The sequence below is a fragment of the Prosthecobacter sp. genome, assembly GCF_044236155.1.
Lineage (GTDB): Bacteria > Verrucomicrobiota > Verrucomicrobiia > Verrucomicrobiales > Verrucomicrobiaceae > Prosthecobacter.
This window is the reverse complement of sequence record NZ_JBIIHA010000026.1, coordinates 1-20,964: the sequence shown is the minus strand read 5'-3', so window position 1 is coordinate 20,964 and position 20,964 is coordinate 1. Positions and strand designations below refer to the sequence as shown.

The 20,964-nt window shown below is 60.1% G+C and carries 11 protein-coding genes and 1 pseudogene; 10 read left to right on the top strand and 2 right to left on the bottom strand.

Translation table 11 applies throughout. The annotated features are described in order from the left end of the window. Positions 1 to 8: 8 nt before the first annotated feature. Both ACILSE_RS18500 and ACILSE_RS18495 read left to right on the top strand, forming a co-directional pair. Positions 9 to 11,576: a filamentous haemagglutinin family protein gene (locus ACILSE_RS18500; protein WP_395718910.1), complete on the top strand. Its 11,568-nt coding sequence runs from the start codon at positions 9 to 11 to the stop codon at positions 11,574 to 11,576. An 8-nt stretch (positions 11,577 to 11,584) separates the two neighbouring features. Continuing rightward, on the top strand, positions 11,585 to 13,363 hold the full coding sequence (locus ACILSE_RS18495; RefSeq protein WP_395718909.1) for a hypothetical protein: 1,779 nt from the start codon (positions 11,585 to 11,587) through the stop codon (positions 13,361 to 13,363). Between the two features lie 11 nt (positions 13,364 to 13,374). On the opposite strand, the gene ACILSE_RS18490 is transcribed toward ACILSE_RS18495, so the two are convergent. Continuing rightward, complete coding sequence (locus ACILSE_RS18490; protein WP_395718908.1) at positions 13,375 to 14,478, bottom strand: ATP-binding protein; 1,104 nt, start codon at positions 14,476 to 14,478, stop codon at positions 13,375 to 13,377. Continuing rightward, on the bottom strand, positions 14,475 to 15,173 hold the full coding sequence (locus ACILSE_RS18485) for a response regulator transcription factor (RefSeq protein ID WP_395718907.1): 699 nt from the start codon (positions 15,171 to 15,173) through the stop codon (positions 14,475 to 14,477). Before ACILSE_RS18485 ends, ACILSE_RS18490 begins: the two co-directional genes overlap by 4 nt. Positions 15,174 to 15,315: 142 nt before the next feature. Here ACILSE_RS18485 and ACILSE_RS18480 point away from each other — a divergent pair, with 142 nt between their 5' ends. The 8 genes and pseudogenes from ACILSE_RS18480 (at position 15,316) to ACILSE_RS18445 (ending at position 20,554) form a co-directional block, all read left to right on the top strand. Then, positions 15,316 to 17,034: a hypothetical protein gene (locus ACILSE_RS18480; protein WP_395718906.1), complete on the top strand. Its 1,719-nt coding sequence runs from the start codon at positions 15,316 to 15,318 to the stop codon at positions 17,032 to 17,034. Positions 17,035 to 17,105: 71 nt separating this feature from the next. Further along, positions 17,106 to 17,339, top strand: coding sequence for a hypothetical protein (locus tag ACILSE_RS18475; RefSeq protein WP_395718905.1), 234 nt, complete (start codon positions 17,106 to 17,108; stop codon positions 17,337 to 17,339). A 116-nt stretch (positions 17,340 to 17,455) separates the two neighbouring features. Further along, a complete protein-coding gene (locus tag ACILSE_RS18470) occupies positions 17,456 to 17,803 on the top strand; it encodes a DUF3419 family protein (protein WP_395718956.1) in 348 nt (115 codons plus the stop codon). Between the two features lie 44 nt (positions 17,804 to 17,847). Then, positions 17,848 to 18,387, top strand: a complete 540-nt coding sequence (locus ACILSE_RS18465) for a DUF3419 family protein (RefSeq protein WP_395718904.1) — start codon at positions 17,848 to 17,850, stop codon at positions 18,385 to 18,387. 176 nt (positions 18,388 to 18,563) lie between these two features. Then, positions 18,564 to 18,776: pseudogene (locus ACILSE_RS18460) on the top strand (class I SAM-dependent methyltransferase); the annotation flags it as partial. A 164-nt stretch (positions 18,777 to 18,940) separates the two neighbouring features. Continuing rightward, positions 18,941 to 19,102 (top strand): hypothetical protein, encoded by a 162-nt coding sequence (locus ACILSE_RS18455; RefSeq protein ID WP_395718903.1) that lies wholly within the window; start codon positions 18,941 to 18,943, stop codon positions 19,100 to 19,102. Between the two features lie 76 nt (positions 19,103 to 19,178). After that, positions 19,179 to 19,553: a helix-turn-helix domain-containing protein gene (locus tag ACILSE_RS18450; protein WP_395718902.1), complete on the top strand. Its 375-nt coding sequence runs from the start codon at positions 19,179 to 19,181 to the stop codon at positions 19,551 to 19,553. A 149-nt stretch (positions 19,554 to 19,702) separates the two neighbouring features. After that, the gene (locus tag ACILSE_RS18445; RefSeq protein ID WP_395718901.1) at positions 19,703 to 20,554 is read left to right on the top strand and encodes a UDP-2,3-diacylglucosamine diphosphatase; all 852 of its coding nucleotides are present in this window, start codon (positions 19,703 to 19,705) and stop codon (positions 20,552 to 20,554) included. Positions 20,555 to 20,964: the final 410 nt, after the last annotated feature.

The following is a 20,964-nucleotide window of genomic DNA, read 5'->3' as shown; positions in this document are numbered from 1 at the left end:
CCTTGTTCATGAAGCAATTTCACTCCTCATCACGCCTTCGCAGGTTTTCGTTAGCTCATGTGGCGCTGGTGCACTGGCTGGTGGCGCTCCTTGCCTTGCCGCCCGGCACCATCATGGCGGACATGCTCACCAACAATGTGCTCGGAGGCGGCGCGGGAGGGGCTGCTGGCACGCCTGCGGCGACCGCTCCTGCGGCTGCCAACGCCGTCGATAGTGCCGCGGCGGCGGCGCAGGCACGCGCCAACGCCCAGGACATGCTCACCCGCAACACCATGGCCTTGCAAGCTGTCACCGCCATGCAGGAGGCAGCCCGTGCCGCCGCCGCCACAATGAACAATGCAGGGGCGAATCCGAACTTCCCCGGGCAGACACTGCCGGATGTGCCGAATGGACTCGTCACTGGCGGCTTGGAAATCAATGGAATTCCTGCCGGGGCGAACGCGCCCCAGCAGTCACTCGAAAATGCCCGCACCATAGTCACCATTCAGCAAACTCAGCAGCAAGCCATGTTGAACTGGAAAACCTTCAACGTGGGCCGGGACACGACGGTGCGCTTTGATCAAAGCGCCGGCGGAGAGAGCGTGAGCAATTGGATCGCCTTCAACACGATCAATGATCCGTCGGGCAATCCGACGCAGATCCTCGGATCCATCGAAGCGCGGGGACAGGTCTATCTCATCAACCAGAACGGCATCATCTTCGGTGGCGGCGCCCAGGTCAACACAGGCTCGCTGGTGGCTTCGTCGCTGCCTCTGAACAACAACCTCGTCACCCGCGGTTTGCTGAACAACCCGGACTCGCAGTTCCTCTTCTCCGCCAATGCGCAGCCGGCAGGCACGAAAGGCCCGACACCGGCCTACACCCCGCCATCACCCCCTGCATCCGGCCGGATCGGAAACGTGACGGTGCAGGCCGGTGCCCGCATCACCGCCCCCACGACTTCAGCCAATGTCGGCGGACGCGTCGCGCTCATCGGCCCCAATGTGACCAACGAAGGAACGATTAGCACGCCCGACGGACAGGCCATCCTAGCGGCTGGCATGGAAGTGGGCTTTGATGCCCACAGTTCAGATGATCCCTCGCTACGCGGCCTTGATGTGTATGTCGGCAGCGTGGGCACCTATGGAGGTACTGCAACCAACTCTGGCTTGGTCGAAGCACCGCGTGGCAGCATCGTAATCAGCGGAAAAAATGTGAACCAGAATGGCTTCATCGAAAGCACCACATCGGTGGCATTGAATGGTCGCGTCGATCTGCTTGCAAATTACAACGCCATATCGAACCCGAACTATGGAATCTCCGGCCAGGGCGGCGCGTTCATTTACAAGCAGGATGCCGCGCCCACGACCGGTGTGGTGAGCGCAGGCCCTGGCTCCGTTACCCGCGTGCTTCCGGAGTATGCCAGCACGCTCAAAGTCGTCGGTTCGGAACTGGCATTGAAATCTCAGGTGAACATGCAAGGCCTCGCCATCTACCTCGGCACAGGCGCCGTGGTACATGCGCCAAATGCGAACGTCACTCTGAGCGCCGGTGTGTGGGATGTTCTGACCGGTTCCGGGAACACGAGCATTAGCTTCGTGCATTCCAGCGGGCAGGCTTACCTCGATCAAAATGCCGTCATCGACGTGGCGGGCTCCGCTGGTATTGCCTCGTCGATCAGCCAGTACATCATCGAGGTCGATCTTCGGGCTGCTGAGCTTGCCGATGTACCTCTGCAGCGAAACGGCAGCCTGCGCGGACAGACGGTGACCGTTGATCTGAGAGAGACCGGTACTCGCTCGGACGGCAGCACCTGGTATGGAACTCCGCTGGCAAACCTCACCGGCTATCTCGGCATCATCCAGCGCAATGTGGGCGAGCTCACCACCAAGGGCGGCAACGTGAGCATCAGTGCCGGGGAGTCCATGGTGATGCAGCAAGGTTCGCGCATCAATATCGCGGGCGGGTATCAAGAGTTCACCGCCGGTTCGGTTAAAACAACGCGCCTCATTGACGATGGAAACCTCGTGGACATCGCACGCGCAGACCCATCTGTAATCTATGACGGTATTTTCGATCCTTCCACTACTACCACGGACAGCCGCTGGGGCATCACCACGACCTCCGATGGTATCTTCAACGACAACAGCCGTCTTGAAATCAAGCATCTCTACGGTGCCGCCGCAGGTAATGTGAGCCTAAAAGCCGCTGCGATGGCGCTCGATGGCAGCTTCACTGGCGGAGTGGTGGCCGGCCCCCAGCAGCTCGACGCCGCGCCAAAGCCCGGCAGTCTAATGCTGCAATGGCAGTCTCAGTTGCGCTCCCGCGCCATTCCCAGCTTTGCAGCGATCTCACCCACGCCGCCCGCCATCACCTTTCGCAGCGGCACTTCCGCCCTGCCCGCCGCAGGTGCCTTTGGTCTGGATGCTGGCGGCAATCCGCTACCGCTGCGGGTGGAGCGGCGTGCTGCGGTGGATCTCGCCGCAGGGCTGCTATCATCATCCACCTTCGGCTCCTTGTTCGTGACCAACGGGGATGGGGACATCACTCTGCCTGTCGGCCTGCATCTTGCGGCACCGGTGGGAGGCACCGTTTCTCTTCATGGTGCCAATGTCAATGTGCACGGCAGCATCAGCGCACCGGCGGGAGTGATTGATCTGCTCGCCTACAACATCTCGCCCTTCGCCTCGAACATCATCATCGCAAACAACCAGCCCGTGCCTCCTGCCAATTCCGGGCGCGGTATCGTCACCATCGGCTCCGGGTCTGTGGTAAGCACAGCCGGCCTCGTTTTGAATGATCGTGGAGACGCCCCCGCAGCCTTCAGTGTTCCTCGCCGCATCAGCGGCGGAGCCAGCACCTACGCGGGCGGTTCCATCCGCGTCGAGGGATGGCAGGTGGATGTCCTCGCAGGCAGCCTGCTTGATGTCTCCGGCGGTGTGCTGGCGGATCGCAGCATTCACCATGGCAATGCGGGGACTCTCAGTCTTTTTGGTGGCCGAGATCCCTTGCTAACCTCCATCCTAGGCGGTCGTCTGGCACTGGCAGGATCGCTCCGGGGCCTCTCGGGCGCTCTTGGCGGCGCGATGACATTACTGGCCCCGGTCATACAGGTCGGCGGGGCGGCCTCAGTACCCAACACGCTTCTGCTTGATCCGTCGTTCTACAGCCAGGGCGGCTTTCAATCCTTCACCATGACGGGCCTGGGCACCGCGCCGGGCGGAGTGGATAGCTCCACTCCGGCCATCATCATCTCTCCCGGAGCGGTCATCGCGCCGGTAATCAGCAGCCTGCAAGCAAATCTCGCCACGCAGAACGGGCTGAGCCTTATCACTCTCACCACGCTGCTCCAGCCGGAAGGGTATCGAAACACCGTGACCCTTGATTTCCGCGCTCCAGGCGTGCGTGACTCATCGAGCAGTGATCTTATCGTCCGGGGACTCGTGGACATGACCGCCGGCTCGCGCATCGTCACAGATGCGCTCGGAAAGGTGACTCTCCACGGACAGACGGTGCGGGTCGCCGGCAGCATCGAAGCGCCAGGCGGCGTTGTCCTCATCCATGGTTCCTCTCACTATCCTGAGAACAGCCCTTCCAATTTCGCGATCACCACCGTAGTCCTCGGTGACACCAGCAGAATATCGACCGCCGGTAAGACATTGTATTTCTTTGACATACTGGGCCGTCGTAGCGGCACGGTGCATGCGGGCGGCAGCATTACCGTGGAGGGCAATCTCATAGCGGACGCCGGGTCCCGGCTGGATGTCTCTGGCACAGCAGCCATGCTCGATCTCACCCCTGAGGAGGCAGGCAGTCCGTTGCAAGGCCTTGGTGCGGTCACTGAATGGTTCCAGCCAGCGGAACTCGTTCCCACATTGGTGATGAGCAATGCGGGCAGTATCGCGTTGCATGGCGGAGAATTCCTCTTTTCTCGGGCAACACTGCTTGGTCAGCCAGGCGGTGCAAATGCACAAGGCGGCACGCTTAGAATCGACTCAGGGCGTTTTTACATTCCAGGGGACCTGAAAGACGATCGTGACATCACCTTGGTTGTCGCCCAAGACATGAGCGCCTTTGCTTTGCCGGTTGCAGGACTGGGGATCGCGCCCGGCATACCCGCGCTCGGCTATTTTGGTGCGAACACCTTTCAAAACGGAAGCTTCGACTCACTGCAACTCAGCGGGAACTCAGAGTTTCGTGGAGCGGTGACACTGAATGCCCGTGGTGCACTGAGCATCGCAGATGGTGGCATAATTCAAGCGGATGCTTCCACAACACTCACTGCGGCGCATGTGAAGGTCGGACTTTCGCTTGGTCAGCCGGTGCGGGATGAGGAGTTGCTGAACCCGTTTGAGAAGGATAACGCGGGCGGCGGCGGAAGGGTGCCAAGTTACTTCAACCCCGCTGCTGGCACCGGTCATCTGAACATCAACGCGGACTTGGTCGAGACAGGCTTCCTTTCGCTGCAAGGCATCGGAAGCGCCGCCATCACTGCACGACAGGAACTGCGCGGCTCAGGCTATCTCGATATCGCGGGGAATCTCGACCTCGTCACCGGCCAGATCGTGCCGGAAACGGCATCCACCTTCACCATCACTGTTTACAACGGCGGAGCGGTCAGCATCGCCTCGTCCGGCATCACACCAGAATTCCCGCTGAGCGCCGGCGGCAGGCTAAGCATCTATGCGCAGAGCATCACGCAGTCAGGCGTGCTGCGTGCGCCCTTTGGCAGCATCCGTATCGGCTGGGATGGCACCGGCACCGCTCCTCGTGGCCTTGTCACCAACGCGAATGTGCCCGTCACTCAGCAGGCCACACTCGCTGCAGGTTCCACAACATCCGTTTCCGCCGTCAATCCGCAGACCGGTGCTGGTGTCGTCATTCCATACGGAATCATCAAGGATGGCACAAACTGGATTGATCCCACCGGTCTCGACATCACTGCCACCGGCCTGCCGGAGAAGTTCCTGCGGATTTCCGCGCAAAACGTCACTACCCAGACCGGCTCAACCCTCGACATTCGCGGTGGTGGCGAGCTCTATGCCTACCGCTGGGTGCAGGGCAATGGAGGCACGAAGGACATTCTCGATTCCGACGAGCTTTTTGCCATATTGCCGGGCTATTCATCATCTTTCGCGCCTCGCGCCACCTATGCCTCCTCCGGCATCTACGCCGCGAACCTTGGCGGAGATACTGGATACACGAACGGATCACTCCAGGTCGGAGATAAGGTTTATCTGCGCGGCAGCTCGCTGCTGGCAACGGGCTCCTACACGCTGCTTCCGGCGCGTTACGCACTGCTTCCCGGTGCTTTGTTGCTCACTCCAGACACCAGCGATCCGGTCGATTCATTCGTCAAGCCAGGTGGCGCGGTGCTTACCACTGGTTATCGCTACAATAGCCTCAATCCCGCCTCCTCCGCGCAGATCTACCAGGCCTTCGAGATCGCGCCGCAGAGCGTCGTGAAACTGCGGGCGGAGTACACCGATGCCTACGCGCAGAGCTTCCTCAGCGCTGCACAGCAGCGCCTGAGCCTTCCTGTCGCCCGCGGGCCGCTGGATGCCGGTTACGCGCTAATCGGGGCGCAGCAGTCGATGCAGCTAGGTGGTCTGGTGAATGCTTCAGGCTCAGGAACCGCCCGCGGAGGCCGCGTCGATGTCAGTAGCCCGCTGGACATCGTCATCGGAGCACCTGGCGCGGCGCTTCAGCCTGGAAAGCTCGTGCTCAATGCCTCGCTACTCAGCGCCTGGAACGCGGAAAGCCTTCTCATCGGTGGCGAGCGTGACAGCTTGGGGAATATCACGGTGCGCACCACCAATCTCACGCTCGACAATGCGGGCACGCCGCTTTCCGGCAGGGACATGATGCTCGCCGCCACGCAGACTTTGACGTTCGCGGCCGGTTCTTCCCTGCTTCAAACCGGCACGCAAAGCTCCGCGGATGCCTTTGTCGTCAGCGGCAATGGCGCCCTCGTGCGTGTGAGCGGCGTCACCGGGGCGAGGACATCCCGCATCGGTGTCACCTCCTCCCTGCTGCCTTCGCTCACCATCAGCTCGAACGCCGTGATCTCGGGAGCCACGGTCACGCTCGACTCCACCAATGCCACCACGCTCGATCTGAGCACCCAGCTCACTGCCAGCGCCATCCAGATAAACAGCGGACGCATCAGCCTCCAGCTCGAGAATCCCGGTGCCTTGCAGCCGAACGCAGGCCTCGTGCTCGGTGGCGGGCTTTTGACGGCTTTGAAGACCTCCAGCTCGCTTTCACTACTCAGCTACTCCTCGATTGATTTTTATGGTTCGGGAGCTTTTGCCGCAGTCGGAGCACTGGAGCTTCACGCGGGTGAAATTCGCGGCTTTAATCAAAACAGCGCAAACATTGACCTGACGGCCCAGAGCCTTCTTTTGGACAACAGCGCCCTAGCCGGCGTGCCCGGCATCGCAGCCTCCACCACCGGCGGCTTCAACCTAACGGCGAACACCATCACCATTGGAAAGAACGCCCTTGTCATCGACCAGTTCGACACCGTCACGCTCACCGCCGCACAGGGGGTCACGGTCCGTGATACGGGTTCCCTGCGCGCTCAAAACGCCTTGAATATTGTCACCCCCTTCATCCGTGCGGAGAGCAAGGCCACTCAGGTCATCGCCGCTGGCGGTCTGCTGCACCTCAGCAGGCCCGCTACTGTTTTTTCTCCCGCATCCCTCGGCTTGGGAGCCTCGCTCTCACTCGAAGGCGGCTCGATTCTCGCTGAATCCGATGTCCTGCTACCCAGCGGCCTCATTTCACTCCGGACAATCAATGGAGACTTGACGCTGAACGGCACGCTCAGTGTCGCAGGAGTGGCTCGGCATTTCTTCGATGCCATCCGATTCACCGACGCGGGCCGCGTCTCGCTCACCGCCAATGCCGGAAACGTTACCATCGGCACCGATGGCCTCCTCGACCTTTCCGCGCAGACCGGCGGAGGAAACGCCGGAACGCTCTCCGTGAAGGCCGCGAACCAATTCGTGCTCAACGGCACGCTCGCGGGACAAGGCGCTTCTACTGGCAGCTTCGATCTCGATGTTGGCACGCTCACCTCCTTCGCGGATTTGAACACCCGCCTCAACGCAGGGGCCTTCACGGCATCACGCGAGCTTCGCGTGAGAACAGGCGGAATCGCCATCGACGGAACGGTAAATGCAAGGCGTTTCCTGATCGCGCTCGACAGCGGCGCGCTCACTGTGAATGGCACCATCAACGCCTCCGGCAGCACCGGCGGACGCATCGACCTCATCGCCAGCGGTGGCGTGACCCTCGCCAATGGTTCCACGCTGAACGTTCGCGGCCAGAATTTTGACAGCGCGGGAAAAGGCGGGGCAATCTGGATCGAATCCACCGGCACGGGCAGCATCAGCATCGCCACGGGCTCCAGCCTCGATCTGCGTGTCGATGCCAAAACGGTCTCCAGCGCCTCCCGTGGCCAGTTCAGCGGAAAGGTGCATCTCCGCGCAAGTCAGAACGCCACCTTCAATGATCTGCTCATCAATCCGATCGGCGGCAGCTTTCTCGATGCTTCTAGCATCGAGATCGAAGGCTTCCGCGTCTACGCTTTCAACCAGACGAACGTCATCCTCCGCGCCGGAACGGCCACAATCGCCGGTGAGGGCCTTAACACGACAACCATTCACAACAACAACACCAGCTTCATGGCCAACCACAACGCCATGATCACGCGGCTGTTTGGTGGAAACACCGCCCTCGATTCCATCACCGTCCTCCAGCCCGGCGTGGAGATCGTGAACAGCGGCGGCAGCATCTCTCTGGGCACTCCCACCTCCGCCGCACTCGCCGATTGGAACCTCGCCACCTTCCGATACGGCCCGAAGAATGCCGCAGGCACCCTCACCATGCGTGCCAGCGGCAACTTGGAGTTCTACAATACGCTCAGCGATGGCTTCACTCTCGCCACCGCTGGACCGCTGGTCGAGCGCATGTGGATGGCGTCTCTCACCGCCTTGAACACCAGCGTTCCGGTGAACTCGCAGTCGTGGAATCTCCGCCTCACCTCCGGTGCGGATGTGAACGCCGCGGACTTCCGTGACACCGCTGTGCTAACCGCGCTCGGTGCAAATGCAGGCTCTCTTTTACTCGGCAAGGACGCCGGTCAAGCCGTGCCGGCGAGTGTCACCCCCAATACCTCCCCCGGCTCGAACGCACTCACCCGCCTTGCCATCAATCCGACGAACAACACGGCCACCACCGGCACGCCCACCGCCTCGAACCGCTTCCAGGTCATCCGGACAGGTACCGGTGACATCGAAATCAACGCCGGGCGTGATGTGCGCCTGCTCAACCAGTTTGCCACTATTTACACCGCGGGCGTCACCGTGCCTTCCGCCACCACCGTATTCAGCGCCAATGACTTCGTGCTCCCTAATGTCTCCGCAACGCTGCCGCAGACGGAACTGGGAGCCGTGCAGCAGCTCTACCCGGTCCAATACAGCATGGCAGGCGGCAATGTGAGCGTCACGGCCGGCGCGGACATCCTGCATCTCACCCTAGCCAGCGGCGTCAGTGTGCTGGATTCCTCCCGCCAGCTCCCCAACAACTGGCTGATGCGCCGGGGTTATGTGGATCCCTCCGGCCAGTACGGCGCGATCAACGTGAACGCCGGTGGCGTGAACAACCTCTCGGACCCCGCCGCCTCCACCACCTGGTGGGTGAACTTCAGCAATTTCTTCGACGGCATTGCCACCCTCGGTGGCGGGAATGTGACGCTCAATGCTGGCCGCGACGTGCAGAACGTCAGCGCCCATGCGCCCACCAATGCCCGTGCCGCGCGTGGCACCCCATCCGCCGCCGGCCTGCTCGAACTCGGCGGAGGTGACCTCCGCGTCACCACCGGTCGCAACATAGACGGCGGCACATTCTACGTCGAGCGTGGTTCCGGCACTCTGATCGCTGGCGGCGCGGTGACCACGAATGAGGCTCGCTCCATCTCGCTCGGCAGGCTCGGCCCCACCCTCCGTATCCTCACGTCGGAAGCCTGGATGCCCGTAACCCTTTTCACCGGCAAAAGCAGCTTCGATGTCAGCGCCCGAGGTGATGTCTTGCTCGGGCCGGTGGCCAACACCTTCCTGCTACCGCAGGGTCTCACCAACCGCCATTGGTACAAAACCTACTTCTCCACCTACTCCGCGGACAGCGCCCTCAACATCACCTCCCTCGGCGGCAATGTGACCCTCCGACAGACGGCCACGCTAGGCACCAGTTCCCCATCACCCATCCTATCCCTCTGGATCAACAGCCAGATGATTCTGGGCGGTAGCAGCTTTGCATCCCACTATCAGCCCTGGCTGCGCATCGCGGAGACGAATTCCAGCCCGTTCTCCACCTTCACCACGCTCATGCCCGGCATACTCCGCGCCTCCGCCTTCAGCGGAGATATCAATCTGGCAGGCCGCATGAACTTCGCCCCCTCGCCAACAGGCACTGTGGAACTGCTCGCCAGCGGCTCCATCAATGGCTTCACCCGCAATGGCATCTTCAACAGCTTCATCGGAGGAACCCCCGTGGACATCGCCATCTGGAGCGCCGCAACTCTCAACCTCTCCGACACAAGCCCGGCTTCCCTCCCCGGTGCCCTCTCCCCCTTCTCCTACTACCAGACCTTCTTCAACCCGGCGAGCCCATCCGCCGTCAACAATGCCGCCGCCCGCGTTACAAGCACCGTCTTCCTAAACAACCTCAACGCTGCCTTCATCGAATCAGGCTCCACCTCCGGAGCCTTTGCAAGCAGCCAGTCCAAGCAGCGCCTCCACGCACCAGGCCTCCTTCATGCCGCCGACACCATGCCGATGCTGCTTTATGCAGGCGGCGGAGACGTCTCCGGCTTCACGCTCTTCTCCGGCAAGCAGGCCACCATTCTCGCCAGCCGCGACATCACCGACATCTCCTTTTACCTTCAAAATGTCCGCTCCAGCGATGTCAGCATCGTCTCCGCAGGCCGTGACGTGATCGCCTACAACGCCAGCGCCCCGCTGCGCACGCGATCCCTCGCCAGCGGCAACCTTCCCGCCGCCAACGAGCTGCCCGAGGCAGGTGACATCCAGATCAACGGCCCCGGCACCCTGAAGGTGCTTGCCGGACGCAATATCGATCTCGGCACCGGCTCCAACAACGCGGACGGCACAGGCGTCGGAATCACCAGCATCGGCAACGGCCGCAACCCTTATCTTCCGTTCGCCGGTGCCGACATCGTCGTCGCGGCTGGCTTGGGGGGCGTTGCCACCGGTCTGGGCAGCTCCAATGCGAAGTTCGCTGATTTCATCTATGCCATCCAGTATGATCAGGGCGTCCTGAGCGGCACACCAGCCGCGCCGAAGTATGAGCTCGATGGCCGCCGTTACCTGGCGGAACTGGCCGCCATGCTGCAAACCAGCGGTCTCAGGGGCTTGCCATCCAGCATTCTGTTCACTGACAATGATCCTTCGGCTCCCGTCGTGGCTCGCAACGCGGGCACCATCAGCGTCGGAACACCAGAACCCGGTGCCACCTTGCTGCCTAACTCGATCAATCTGGACGATCCGGCCCTCACCCCGGCCCAGCGTGATCAACTTGCCCTTTCGCTCTACTTCCTCGCCCTCCGTGATGCGGGACGTGATCGTAACGATCCTGACAGCCCCGATGTGAACACCTACCGGGCCGGTTATGAGGCCATCCAGACGCTCTTCCAAGTTCCTGATCTGCTTGATCAGGTCCCGGGGATGCCGCCGACGGTGGTGAAACCAGGGATCGAACGTCTCATGGACCGGAACCGCCCCATCTCCGGTTATGTGTTCGACGGCGACATTCAGACACAGGCCCGCGACATCCGCACGAAGAGCGGCGGCAACATCAGCATCCTGGCTCCCGGCGGTGGTCTGCAACTCGCCTCCACGCTGATCGGAGAGACGCTCGCGCCTCCGGGCATCATCACCGAGTCAGGCGGCAATATTTCTGTGTTTGCCGATCAGGATGTCAGCATCGGCATCGCCCGCATTTTCACCCTTCGTGGTGGGGACATCAACATCTGGTCCACCGTCGGCAACATCGCGGCCGGCTCCTCTTCGAAAACCGTGCAGTCCGCTCCGCCGACGCGTGTGTTGATCGATCCGCAGAGCGCCAGCGTGGCCACCGACCTGGCAGGTCTGGCCACTGGTGGCGGGATCGGCGTTCTGGCCACTGTCGCAGGCATCGCTCCGGGCAATGTCGATCTCATTGCACCTGTCGGGGCCGTGGATGCCGGTGACGCGGGCATCCGAGCCACGGGCAACCTGAACATCGCGGCTGCGGTGGTTCTGAATGCGGCGAACATTTCCGTCGGCGGCACCAGTGCAGGCACGCCTGCCGCCGCGTCCGTGGCTTCGCCAAGCTTGAGCGCTGTTGCAAGCGCCGGCTCCAGCGCGGCGGCAGCCACCACAGCGACAAACGCGGCGCAGCAGAACAGCCAGCAGCAGACCTCGCCTGCAACAGGCAATGAGACGCCATCGATCATCACCGTCGAAGTCCTCGGCTACGGCGGTGGCAGTGGTGACGATGAAGAACGCCGCCGCAACCAGCCTGGAGAATAATCACCGCCATGTCTTATGACTTTCAGCCTGATTCACAGCAGCCGGTGCCGGAAATGCCTCCACCGAAGGAGCGAATTGGCGCATTCAGCATTTTTGCACTGATCACGTTCGGTTTGATCGGGGCCCTTTGGTTTGGCTGGACTCCTCTCACCAGGGCCGTGCGCACCGCGCAGGCACGGCATGACACGAGGAAGGCCCTGGAGGCGGTCAACTCCAAGGACTGGCACCTTGCCGCACGGCTGCTGACAGATGCTCAACGAAGGACCCCCAATGATCCGGAAGTCCTGCGTGGCATCATTGAGTTTCACAAGGCCACCGGCTCCGATCCCGGGGGCCTGGCCCAGCGGCTGGCCACGCTTGACCAAATCGAGCCATTGAATCCCGACGAACAGGTGCTGCGGGCCAAGGCACTCATCGCCACGGGAAAAATGCAGGAGGCGCATACGATTTTAGACAAAATGCCGGCGGAGCCAGACGTTCAGCCCAAGCGGCTGGAATTGCTGTCCTCTTTGCTGAAGGCCGAAGGACGCGTTCATGAGGCGGAGGCCGTGGAACGACAATCGCTGGCCGGAAATTCAGACGATCCGTTGACGCAACTCAAAGGACTTGAGAAAGACCTGCAAAGCGTCTTTCCGGAGGTCCGCCAGGAAGCCCTGAAGCAGCTTTGGCCATCGGCAAGGATGAAAACGGAAGTTGCGCTTCGTGCCATGGAACTGCTGGTCCAAGACGCATCACTGACTGCTCCGCAGGCAGAGGAACTGATCTATCTGGCGGAAACTCACCCGCTCAAGCCTTTGCTGACCCGTTTGAGTGCCGTCTCCGCCCTCATGCGTTTGAAGCCGGATAAACGACCGCAACTCGTCAAAGAGGAAGTGCGCCGCATCACCGCTGACGGCCAGGGCTCCCTCGAAGAAATCGCCGTCTGGCTCATGCGCGAAAAAGAATATGAGGAACTGCGAGGGCTGGTGCCCGTCTCTCTGGCCCTCAAGTCGCGCGAGCTATATCCCATCTACATGCAATCCCTTGCGCAGCAGAAACGCTGGCAGGAATTGGAGGGGTTTCTCACCGCAGCCAGCCCGCCGGTCGACAAGGGGCTTGCGACACTCGCCCTCGCGGAGGTCAAAGCCCACCTTGAACCTGACAAGCGTGAAGCCCGCCAACTCATCGACCGCACGACCGAGGCTGCACGTATCGAGGGCAACCTGCCGGTGCTGCGTGCCGCGGCCACTCTGGCCGAGAAACACAATCTGCCAGATTTGGCAGCCGCCGCGTATCAAGCAGCAGCCGAAAAGTCGGCCGCCTCTGGTCAGTTGAATGACGCGGTGAACGAGCTTCAAAAAGCAGGCGGACTTGCCCTTGCGGCTAAAAACACACGCGCGCTTCTCTCAGTTTTCCGCAAGCTGAACGAAATGAGGCCCGGCAGCTCCGCGTTTGCCGGTGAGCTCACTTACCTGCGCCTCGTGTTGGGCGTGGAGATCGAAACCGTTGACATCGATCACCTTGACAAAGTTTCAGGTGTTTTAGTTGCCTCCAATATTGCCGCGGATCGCGTTCCGCCTGAACTTTTGCGCGCACTTGTGGCTTATCGGCTGGGCGACAACGAAGCCATGCGCAAGCACATCGCCGGCCTGCATGACGCATCAGGTCTATCCGCTGGACAGCGGGCGGTCGCCGCCGGGCTGCTATCGCTGACTGGAAAGGCTGATCGCGCGTTTCAAATCGCAGAAAAAGTGCCGAGCACCCTGCTTTTGGATGAGGAGCTCGTTTTTTTGAAAAAGGCGCTTTGATACAATAATGATCACCCTGGCAGCGGCAGGCGGATGATGAACGCTGTGCGTTTTCCCGGCGTGCTCTCCACCTCGATGCTGCCGCCGTGCGCCTCCACCACCGTCTTGGCAATCCGAAGGCCCAGGCCCGTGCCGCGTGTCTCATGGATGTGTCCGGAGCCTGAGAAATGGAAACTTTCGAAGATCAAGGGCAGTTCCTCCGGTGAAAAGCCAACCCCGTCATCCTCAACGCTGAGGACGCACCCGCCCCCGCTCCACTGCCCGCAGATGCGCACATGCAGGCCGGGACGCGGGTTCATTTTGAGCGCGTGCTCGATGAGATTCGTGAACACCTGGTCCCAGCAGGCACGGTCACCATGAAGCACCGCGCCTTCGGGCAGATCCAGTGTGACACTCGCATTCTGCACCTCAATCTGCGGCATGAGGTGTTCCAGCGCGTCCTCAATGCAGCCTCGCACGAGAAACGGCGCGCGTTTCATGTCTCCCGCGTCGCTTTCGATGCGTGCGAGCACCAGCATGTCGTCCACGATGCGCATGAGGCGGCGGCTGTGCTTGTCCATCACCTCCAGGCAGCGCTGCAAGGAGGCCGGGTTCTTGATCAATCCGCCGCGCAGGGTCTCGAGATAGCCGTGGATCAGGGAGAGCGGCGTGCGCAGCTCATGGCAGGTGCTGACGATAAAATCGCGGTGCTCACGGTTGAATGACTCCCTCGCACTCTGATCTTCAAGCATGATCCAAGTGCCTTGGCTGCCGTTTTCATGCCACGGCGCCGCCACGACGTGACAATGACGCCCACCGGCCTCAGCGGGCAGCGTCCAGTCCATCTCAACGCGCTCCCCTTTGCTCATGACTTCACCAGCCATGTCCGCCAGAGGAGAGAGGCACGTCTGGCGCGCTAGGACAGCGCCACGAATGACACGAAGCGGCAACACCATCACACTGAAGGCGAGATTGGCATGCGTGATGACTCCGTGGTCATCCAGAATCACAACTCCCTGGGGAATCTCCTCCAGCAACGAGGCGAATACGTGACACTCCTCAGACTGGCACAGGGGAGACTGCAGGTCCGCCAACGGCGGTCTGCATGAGGATTCGGCACCAACATCAGCTATCATGCCTCCTGCGGCTCCCCGACCTTGGTCCTGAACAAATATCCCTGCCGGCGCAGCGTCCCGACGTGCACACCGTGATCTCCCAGCTTGTCCCGCAGGCGTTTAATGTGCGTGTCCAGCGTACGGGACTGTGTATCGTCCGCGTAACCCCACACGGCGGTGAGAAGCTCCGAACGCGAATGGATCACGTCGGGATTCGACATCAGGGTGGTGATAAGCTTCAGCTCCGTGATCGTCAGTTCGATCAGGCGGCCCTTGACGGTCAGGGACATGCTGTTGCGGTCCAGCACAAAATCTCCGACACGCTGCTGGCTGAGCATCACCACTTTCTGCGAACGCCTGAGGATGGCGCCGATGCGCAGCATCAATTCCCGAGGGCTGAAGGGCTTGGTGAGATAGTCGTCCGCGCCGCTTTCAAGGCCGGTGATGCGGTCGTTCACCTGCGAGCGAGCGGTGAGCATGATCACCGGAATGTGACGCGTGCGTGTGTCCGCGCGCAGCCTGCGGTGAACCTGCACGCCGTCCAGTCCTGGAAGCATGATGTCCAGGACGATCAGGTCGGGAGCGTGCCGCACAGCGGTCGGCAGCACGGCCAGGCCGTTGTCCACTGACACCACCTCATGGCCTTCACGCTGAAGGTGAAGGCCCACGAGTTCGACGATGTCTTTCTCGTCATCGACTACCAGTATTTTGCTCATGATCGGGAGGAGATGATTGTGACGGCATTGGGGCGAATGTGACAAAGACTCGCTTGTTACGATCTCGTCGCACAAGACATGAGCACCCAAAGTGTGACGATTTCGTTGCTCTTCTCGGGTCATCTCCAAGCTACTCTGAACCGTGCCGGAGCCTTTATACCTTATCGACGCCATCGGACCGTTTTTTCGCGGTCTGCAACGCCGCACCATCAACTGGTCCAAAATTCCCTTCGAGCATCTCAAGCTCGAAGGCGCCGAACGTGATGAGCAATGGGCGCGCATCCGCAACGATCTCGACATATTCGCCCGCAAGGTCGTCGAGGTCGGCTTCAGCGCCGTCTCGCTCGATGACGTCTCGCATCTGGCCGATCATGAATGGTATGAGCCGAAGGTTCGTGAAAAAATCTCCGTGTATCGCGAGGAGTTCGAGCGCTGTTTCGACGTGTTGCGCGGCCATGGTCTGGCGATTTATCTAACGATGGATTACTTCTCCACCACACCGGCCGTCCGTGCGCGAAGGGTGAGACCGGATGACTTTGCGCGGGATTTGCTGGACCGCTTCCTCGCGGATTTCCCACAGATCAGCGGCGTGATCCTGCGTATCGGCGAATCCGACGGACGCGATGTGAAGGACGACTTTCACAGCGAACTCGTGCTGAAAACCCCCGCGCAGGCCAACGCGCTGCTGAAAAAAATGCTGCCCGTCTTTGAGCGGCATCAGCGCACGTTGATCTTCCGCACCTGGACCGTGGGCGCGTATCGCATCGGTGATCTCATGTGGCACCGCCGCACGTTTGCGGATGTGCTTGAGGGATTGGAAAGCGAGGCCTTGATCGTTTCGATGAAATACGGCGAAAGCGACTTTTTCCGCTACCTGCCTCTGAACCGTAATTTTTTCCGCACGAAGGTCGCCAAGATCATCGAGCTGCAAACGCGCCGCGAATACGAGGGCTGCGGCGAGTTTCCCTCCTTTACCGGCTGGGAATACGAGCGCTATGTGAACGAGCTGCGGCACGCCGAAAACGTCGTCGGCTGCATGATCTGGTGCCAGACCGGAGGATGGGTGCCGTTTCGCCGCCTGGCTTTTATTGACAAGGATGCCGTCTGGTCGGAGCTGAACACCATAGTCACCCTGCGTCTGCTCAAAGACGGCATAAGTGTTGATGAGGCAGTCCGGGAGTATGCACGCGGAATCGCCTGCCCGGATCCCGACGCCCTAAACGAACTGCTTCGCCTCTCCGACATCGCCGTGCGCGAGCTGCTCTACATCGAGGACTTCGCACGGCAGAAACTGTTTTTCAGACGCGTACGCATCCCTCCAGTTCTCCAGGTCTATTGGCATAACATTTTCATCAGCCACAGCGTGCGCAAAGTGCTGCGGCATTTCGTTCGTGACGGCGAGGACTGCCTGCGCTCGGCGACACGCTCTCTGGAATGCATCGAGCGGATGAAAACTCTCGCCGTCGAGGCCGGAATGCCGGTCGCGGACATCGAGTTCATGCAGGACACCTTTAAACTGCTCGCGCTGGCGCGTGAATACTACTTCTGCGATGGCGATGAGACCGTGATCGAGCGCATCCGTGCCGCGAAACGCGCTTACAAGCTAAAATACCCGAAGAAAGGTCCGCGCTATCGCTACCGCGTGAAGCTCGACTTCAAGCCGCTCGCTCTTCAACCGCGCTACATCGCGTGGGCGGTGAAGCTGCTCTTCCGGCGCAAGCGCGGCTACCGCATTGTGGACCGCATCGTCACGCTGCATCTGCTGGCGATGATCTACCGAATCATCGCACACCGCCGTCCTCGCTGGATTCCCGAGTTCATGCGCGAGAGCGCCATGGGTGTGGACGTGCTTTTCAAATAGCGCACCGCAGTCACGGAATCGTAACTGGGTCCTGCTTGTGAAACCAGTGCGCTTTTCTCATTTTTATCTCCATGTTCTTCAACAGGCACAGTGACGAGCTTCAGCGCTTCCTTGAGTGGCGCAGGCAGACCCGCTTTCTGCGTCACTACGGCGGCCCCATCCTCGCCCTGATTCTTTTTGGAGTGTGCCTCTGGTATGTGTGGGACGCCGCTCGCCGGCAGCCGAGGGCAGACGATCAGCAGCGCCGTCAGCAGAAGCAACTCTGGCGGGATTTTCCGTCGCGGAATACCCTGACTCCGCCCTAAAAAACTTCCAAGCGAAGCCAAACACCCTCATGACACTCTCCCAGTCTACTGCACGCAGTTCCCTGCTCAAATAAGCTCATGATGCCGTCTTCCGCCGCTTCCATGAGACGCAACGGATATACAATTTCGCGTGGCAGAATCCGCGCTGCGACCGACGCCTACTGCAACTGCTGCCGAACAGCCGGGTTGTGACGATCACCAGCGCCGGATGCAACGCTCTCGATTATCTGCTCGACGTGCCCGCGCACATTCACGCGGTGCACATGAACTATCGTCAGAACGCATTGCTGGAGCTGAAGCTCGCGCTGATTCGCGCCGGCAATCAAAAGGCATTGTTTGAAATATTCGGGCTCGGAGCCACATCACGTCTCCAGGTTATTTACGTGGAGTTGCGAGTCCATCTCGGCCCCGTCGCGCGGAAGGACTGGGACGATAAAATTTCCTATTCGATCCGAGCCCGCTGAAGCAATCCTACTACTACCACGGCACAGCCGGAAGAGCGGCTTGGATGATGATGCAGGCGGTCTTCGGAGCGCGTGACTCCTTGCGTGAAAAGATGCGCTGCCTCCTCGACGCGCGCAGCCAGGAGGAGCAGGCGGATATTCACCGCGACATCGAGCCGCATCTGTGGGGCCGGCTGGCGCGCTGGGCCGCACGCCAACCGGCGCTAATGACGCTGCTTGAAGTGCCGCGTCCGCAGATCAATCTCCTCCAAGAGCAGCATCCAGGCGGCCTTGCATGCTATGTGCGTGACAAACTGCGCCACATGTTCACGCGGGTACCGATCTCTGACAATTACTTCTGGCGTGTTTACATGAAGGGCCGCTACGAGCCGCATTGCTGTCCGAATTATCGCACTCCCGGAAATTTCCCGACGATCGCCAACAACGCCAGCCGCGTGACGATGCACACCTCCACCATCTCGAACTTCCTGCGCGAGCATCCGGGCGAATACACGCACTTCGTCCTCCTGGATCACCAAGACTGGCTCGCCGCGCATGATCCCGCTGCGCTACGGGATGAATGGGAACTGATTCTGCAAAACTGAGCACCAAAAGCGCGCATCCTCATGCGCTCCGCAGGTGTCTCAGTGGATTTCATCCCGCCGGACATCCTCGCACGCCTGCGCTTCCACCCGCGTCTCGCGGACGAGCAGCACACGCTCGACCGAGTCATTTCATGATCTCCTCCCCGCCTCATGAGACACTTCGAAGCTAATACGCTCTGCACGCCCGCATCTACGACACCACCCGCTCGAGTTTCCTATTCGGGCGCGAAACCATCCTTCGGCTCGTTCACGGCCTTTTTGATCCCAAGCGCATCCTGGAGGTCGGCTGCGGCACCGGACGCAACCTCGGCAGTCTGCAAAAACACTTTCCCGGCGCCTCCATCACCGGCATCGACCTCAGCGCCGAGATGATCCAGCGCGCCCATGACACTCCTGCTGGCGGGTTCGATCTTATCCTTTTTCTTACGCGCTCAGCATGTTCAATCCCGGCTGGGAAAGAGCCATCGAGAGTGCCGCTGCAGATCTCCGCTCTGGAGGAATCGTGTCGGTTGTTGACTTCTCTCACACCGACGCCAGCTGGCTTGAGCACTGGATGCGCCGCAACCATGTCCGCACGCAGGGCCATCTCTGGCCCGTGCTGCGCCATTCTTTCGAGCCGCTCAAAGAGAAGCTCAAACCTGCCTACGGCGGTCTTTGGCAGCTCGGCATGTTTCACCCACCGAAGAAGCCTGAGACGCCGCATGCCAGCAACTGATATTAAATGTTACATTTTCGCCACGCTTGTGTTTCCGATTGCACACCGGGTGCTTTTACTTTCATCTTGAGGTGGAATGAATGCACTCATTGCCTTTTCCAACGCCCTCTCAGATCCTGTCCGCCTGCGTCTCCTTAGCCTCCTCCGGGAGCACAAGGCAGATTTTGGCGTCCTGCGTGAAACTCTTGGAATCTCAGAAGACGAGCTGTCACGGCATGTGCGGCTCCTCATTGAGGCCGGACTACTGAAGGCCACCAAGGCAGGCACACAGGCGAAGCTAAAGCACAAGCACGCCGCTCTGCTTGAGAACTTATTCATGCATTTCAAAATCGGCCCCAAAAAGCAAGTTCAACTCGGAGCAGACCGCAAAAAACTGCATCAAATTCATGAGAAGAAGAGTTCCAAGCCAGGCGGGAAAATCGTTGGCAAAAATGCAGGCACAAAGAAGTGATCTCATTCAAACGCCGTGAGCACGAAGAATGCGCGTCGCATCTTCCATGGACGCTGGTAAGCGCCTCGTGACAAAAAGGTTTCACACGATCCCTTTTGCTTCACCTTCATGAAGCGAATCTCGGAGTTATTCACAATGCTCCCAACTCCATGAAGACCCACCTCCGTGTCAAAACACTTTTCATGTCCGATATCCATCTCGGCATGGCTGATTCCAAGGCGGTGCAGGCCGCTCATCTTGTGCGCCATTGCAAATGCGAGAAACTCGTGCTCAACGGAGACATCATCGACGTATGGGCGCTGAAAAGCTCTGGCCGCTGGACGCAAGAGCACACGCACTTCGTCCGCACCGTGCTCAAGAAGATGGAGAAGGAGTGCACCGAGGTCATTTATCTCCGTGGCAACCACGATGACATTCTGGAAAAGTTTCTTCCTTTCAAACTCGCCGGGCTCTCTCTCGTCGATGAGCACATCCATGAGTCGCCGCACGGGCGCTATCTTGTCGTGCATGGTGACGGCTTTGACCATGTAACCACCAATCATGTCTGGCTCGCCAAGGCCGGGGCGGTCGGCTATGATATTCTACTGCGCATCAACCGTTTTTACAATGCCTGGTTGCGCTGGCGTGGCAAGGAGGGCTTCTCGCTCAGCCGCTGGGTGAAGGCCAAGGTCAAGCAGGCCGTCAGCTTTGTCGGCCTCTACGAGGAGCAACTTCAGAACCTCGCCCGCTGGAAAATGTGCCAGGGCATCATCTGCGGCCACATCCATACGCCCGCCGACAAGCGGATCGACGACATTCACTACCTCAACTCCGGCGACTGGGTGGAAAGCATGACCGTCATCGTCGAACATCTCGATCGCACATTCGAGGTGCTGAACTATCACGACTTTTGCCGCCTCACGGGCCGCAAGCCTAAAGGAGATGCCCCAAGCATGAATGTTAGCAGCATCTGCGAGAATCCGCTGGCTCTTGCAGCTTCCTCGGGACTGATGCCTGCTTGATGCTCATGTTTGGGCTCGCAAATCGATTCTCCTCCCTGTGCTCAATCACGAGGGCGGTGATGACCAATGCTAAAAATTCAGATCGAAGAAGTGTCTCATAGCCTTTGTAGATTAGACTGGATTGATTACCAGACCGACCCGCGCCCGCACATGGACTCTGCCAGGGCAGACACCTTTGCCTTTTGAAAGCTTCAACTGGAAAGACCTTTCGGTGCTTGGCCGGCTGAGTTTTCGACGCTTCTACTACCAGATGCACAAAGGCATTATCGAGAGTGTGCAATAGGTAAAGTTCATCAAGTGCCAGCTTAGGGCGTGTTTTAAAATTGGTTTCTGAGGGATAAAGTGCAGATGGCAAGAAGGACAAAAGCCATGAATGAAACATCGGTTTTGTCATACCGGGTGGCCACGCG

Bases quoted from the DNA above. Each gene is read 5' to 3' on its own strand.
- ACILSE_RS18500 (WP_395718910.1), top strand. From the start codon at position 9: ATGAAGCAATTTCACTCCTCATCACGCCTTCGCAGGTTTTCGTTAGCT.
- ACILSE_RS18495 (WP_395718909.1), top strand. From the start codon at position 11,585: ATGTCTTATGACTTTCAGCCTGATTCACAGCAGCCGGTGCCGGAAATG.
- ACILSE_RS18490 (WP_395718908.1), bottom strand. From the start codon at position 14,478: ATGATAGCTGATGTTGGTGCCGAATCCTCATGCAGACCGCCGTTGGCG.
- ACILSE_RS18485 (WP_395718907.1), bottom strand. From the start codon at position 15,173: ATGAGCAAAATACTGGTAGTCGATGACGAGAAAGACATCGTCGAACTC.
- ACILSE_RS18475 (WP_395718905.1), top strand. From the start codon at position 17,106: ATGTTCTTCAACAGGCACAGTGACGAGCTTCAGCGCTTCCTTGAGTGG.
- ACILSE_RS18465 (WP_395718904.1), top strand. From the start codon at position 17,848: ATGATGATGCAGGCGGTCTTCGGAGCGCGTGACTCCTTGCGTGAAAAG.
- ACILSE_RS18455 (WP_395718903.1), top strand. From the start codon at position 18,941: ATGCGCCGCAACCATGTCCGCACGCAGGGCCATCTCTGGCCCGTGCTG.
- ACILSE_RS18450 (WP_395718902.1), top strand. From the start codon at position 19,179: ATGAATGCACTCATTGCCTTTTCCAACGCCCTCTCAGATCCTGTCCGC.
- ACILSE_RS18445 (WP_395718901.1), top strand. From the start codon at position 19,703: ATGAAGACCCACCTCCGTGTCAAAACACTTTTCATGTCCGATATCCAT.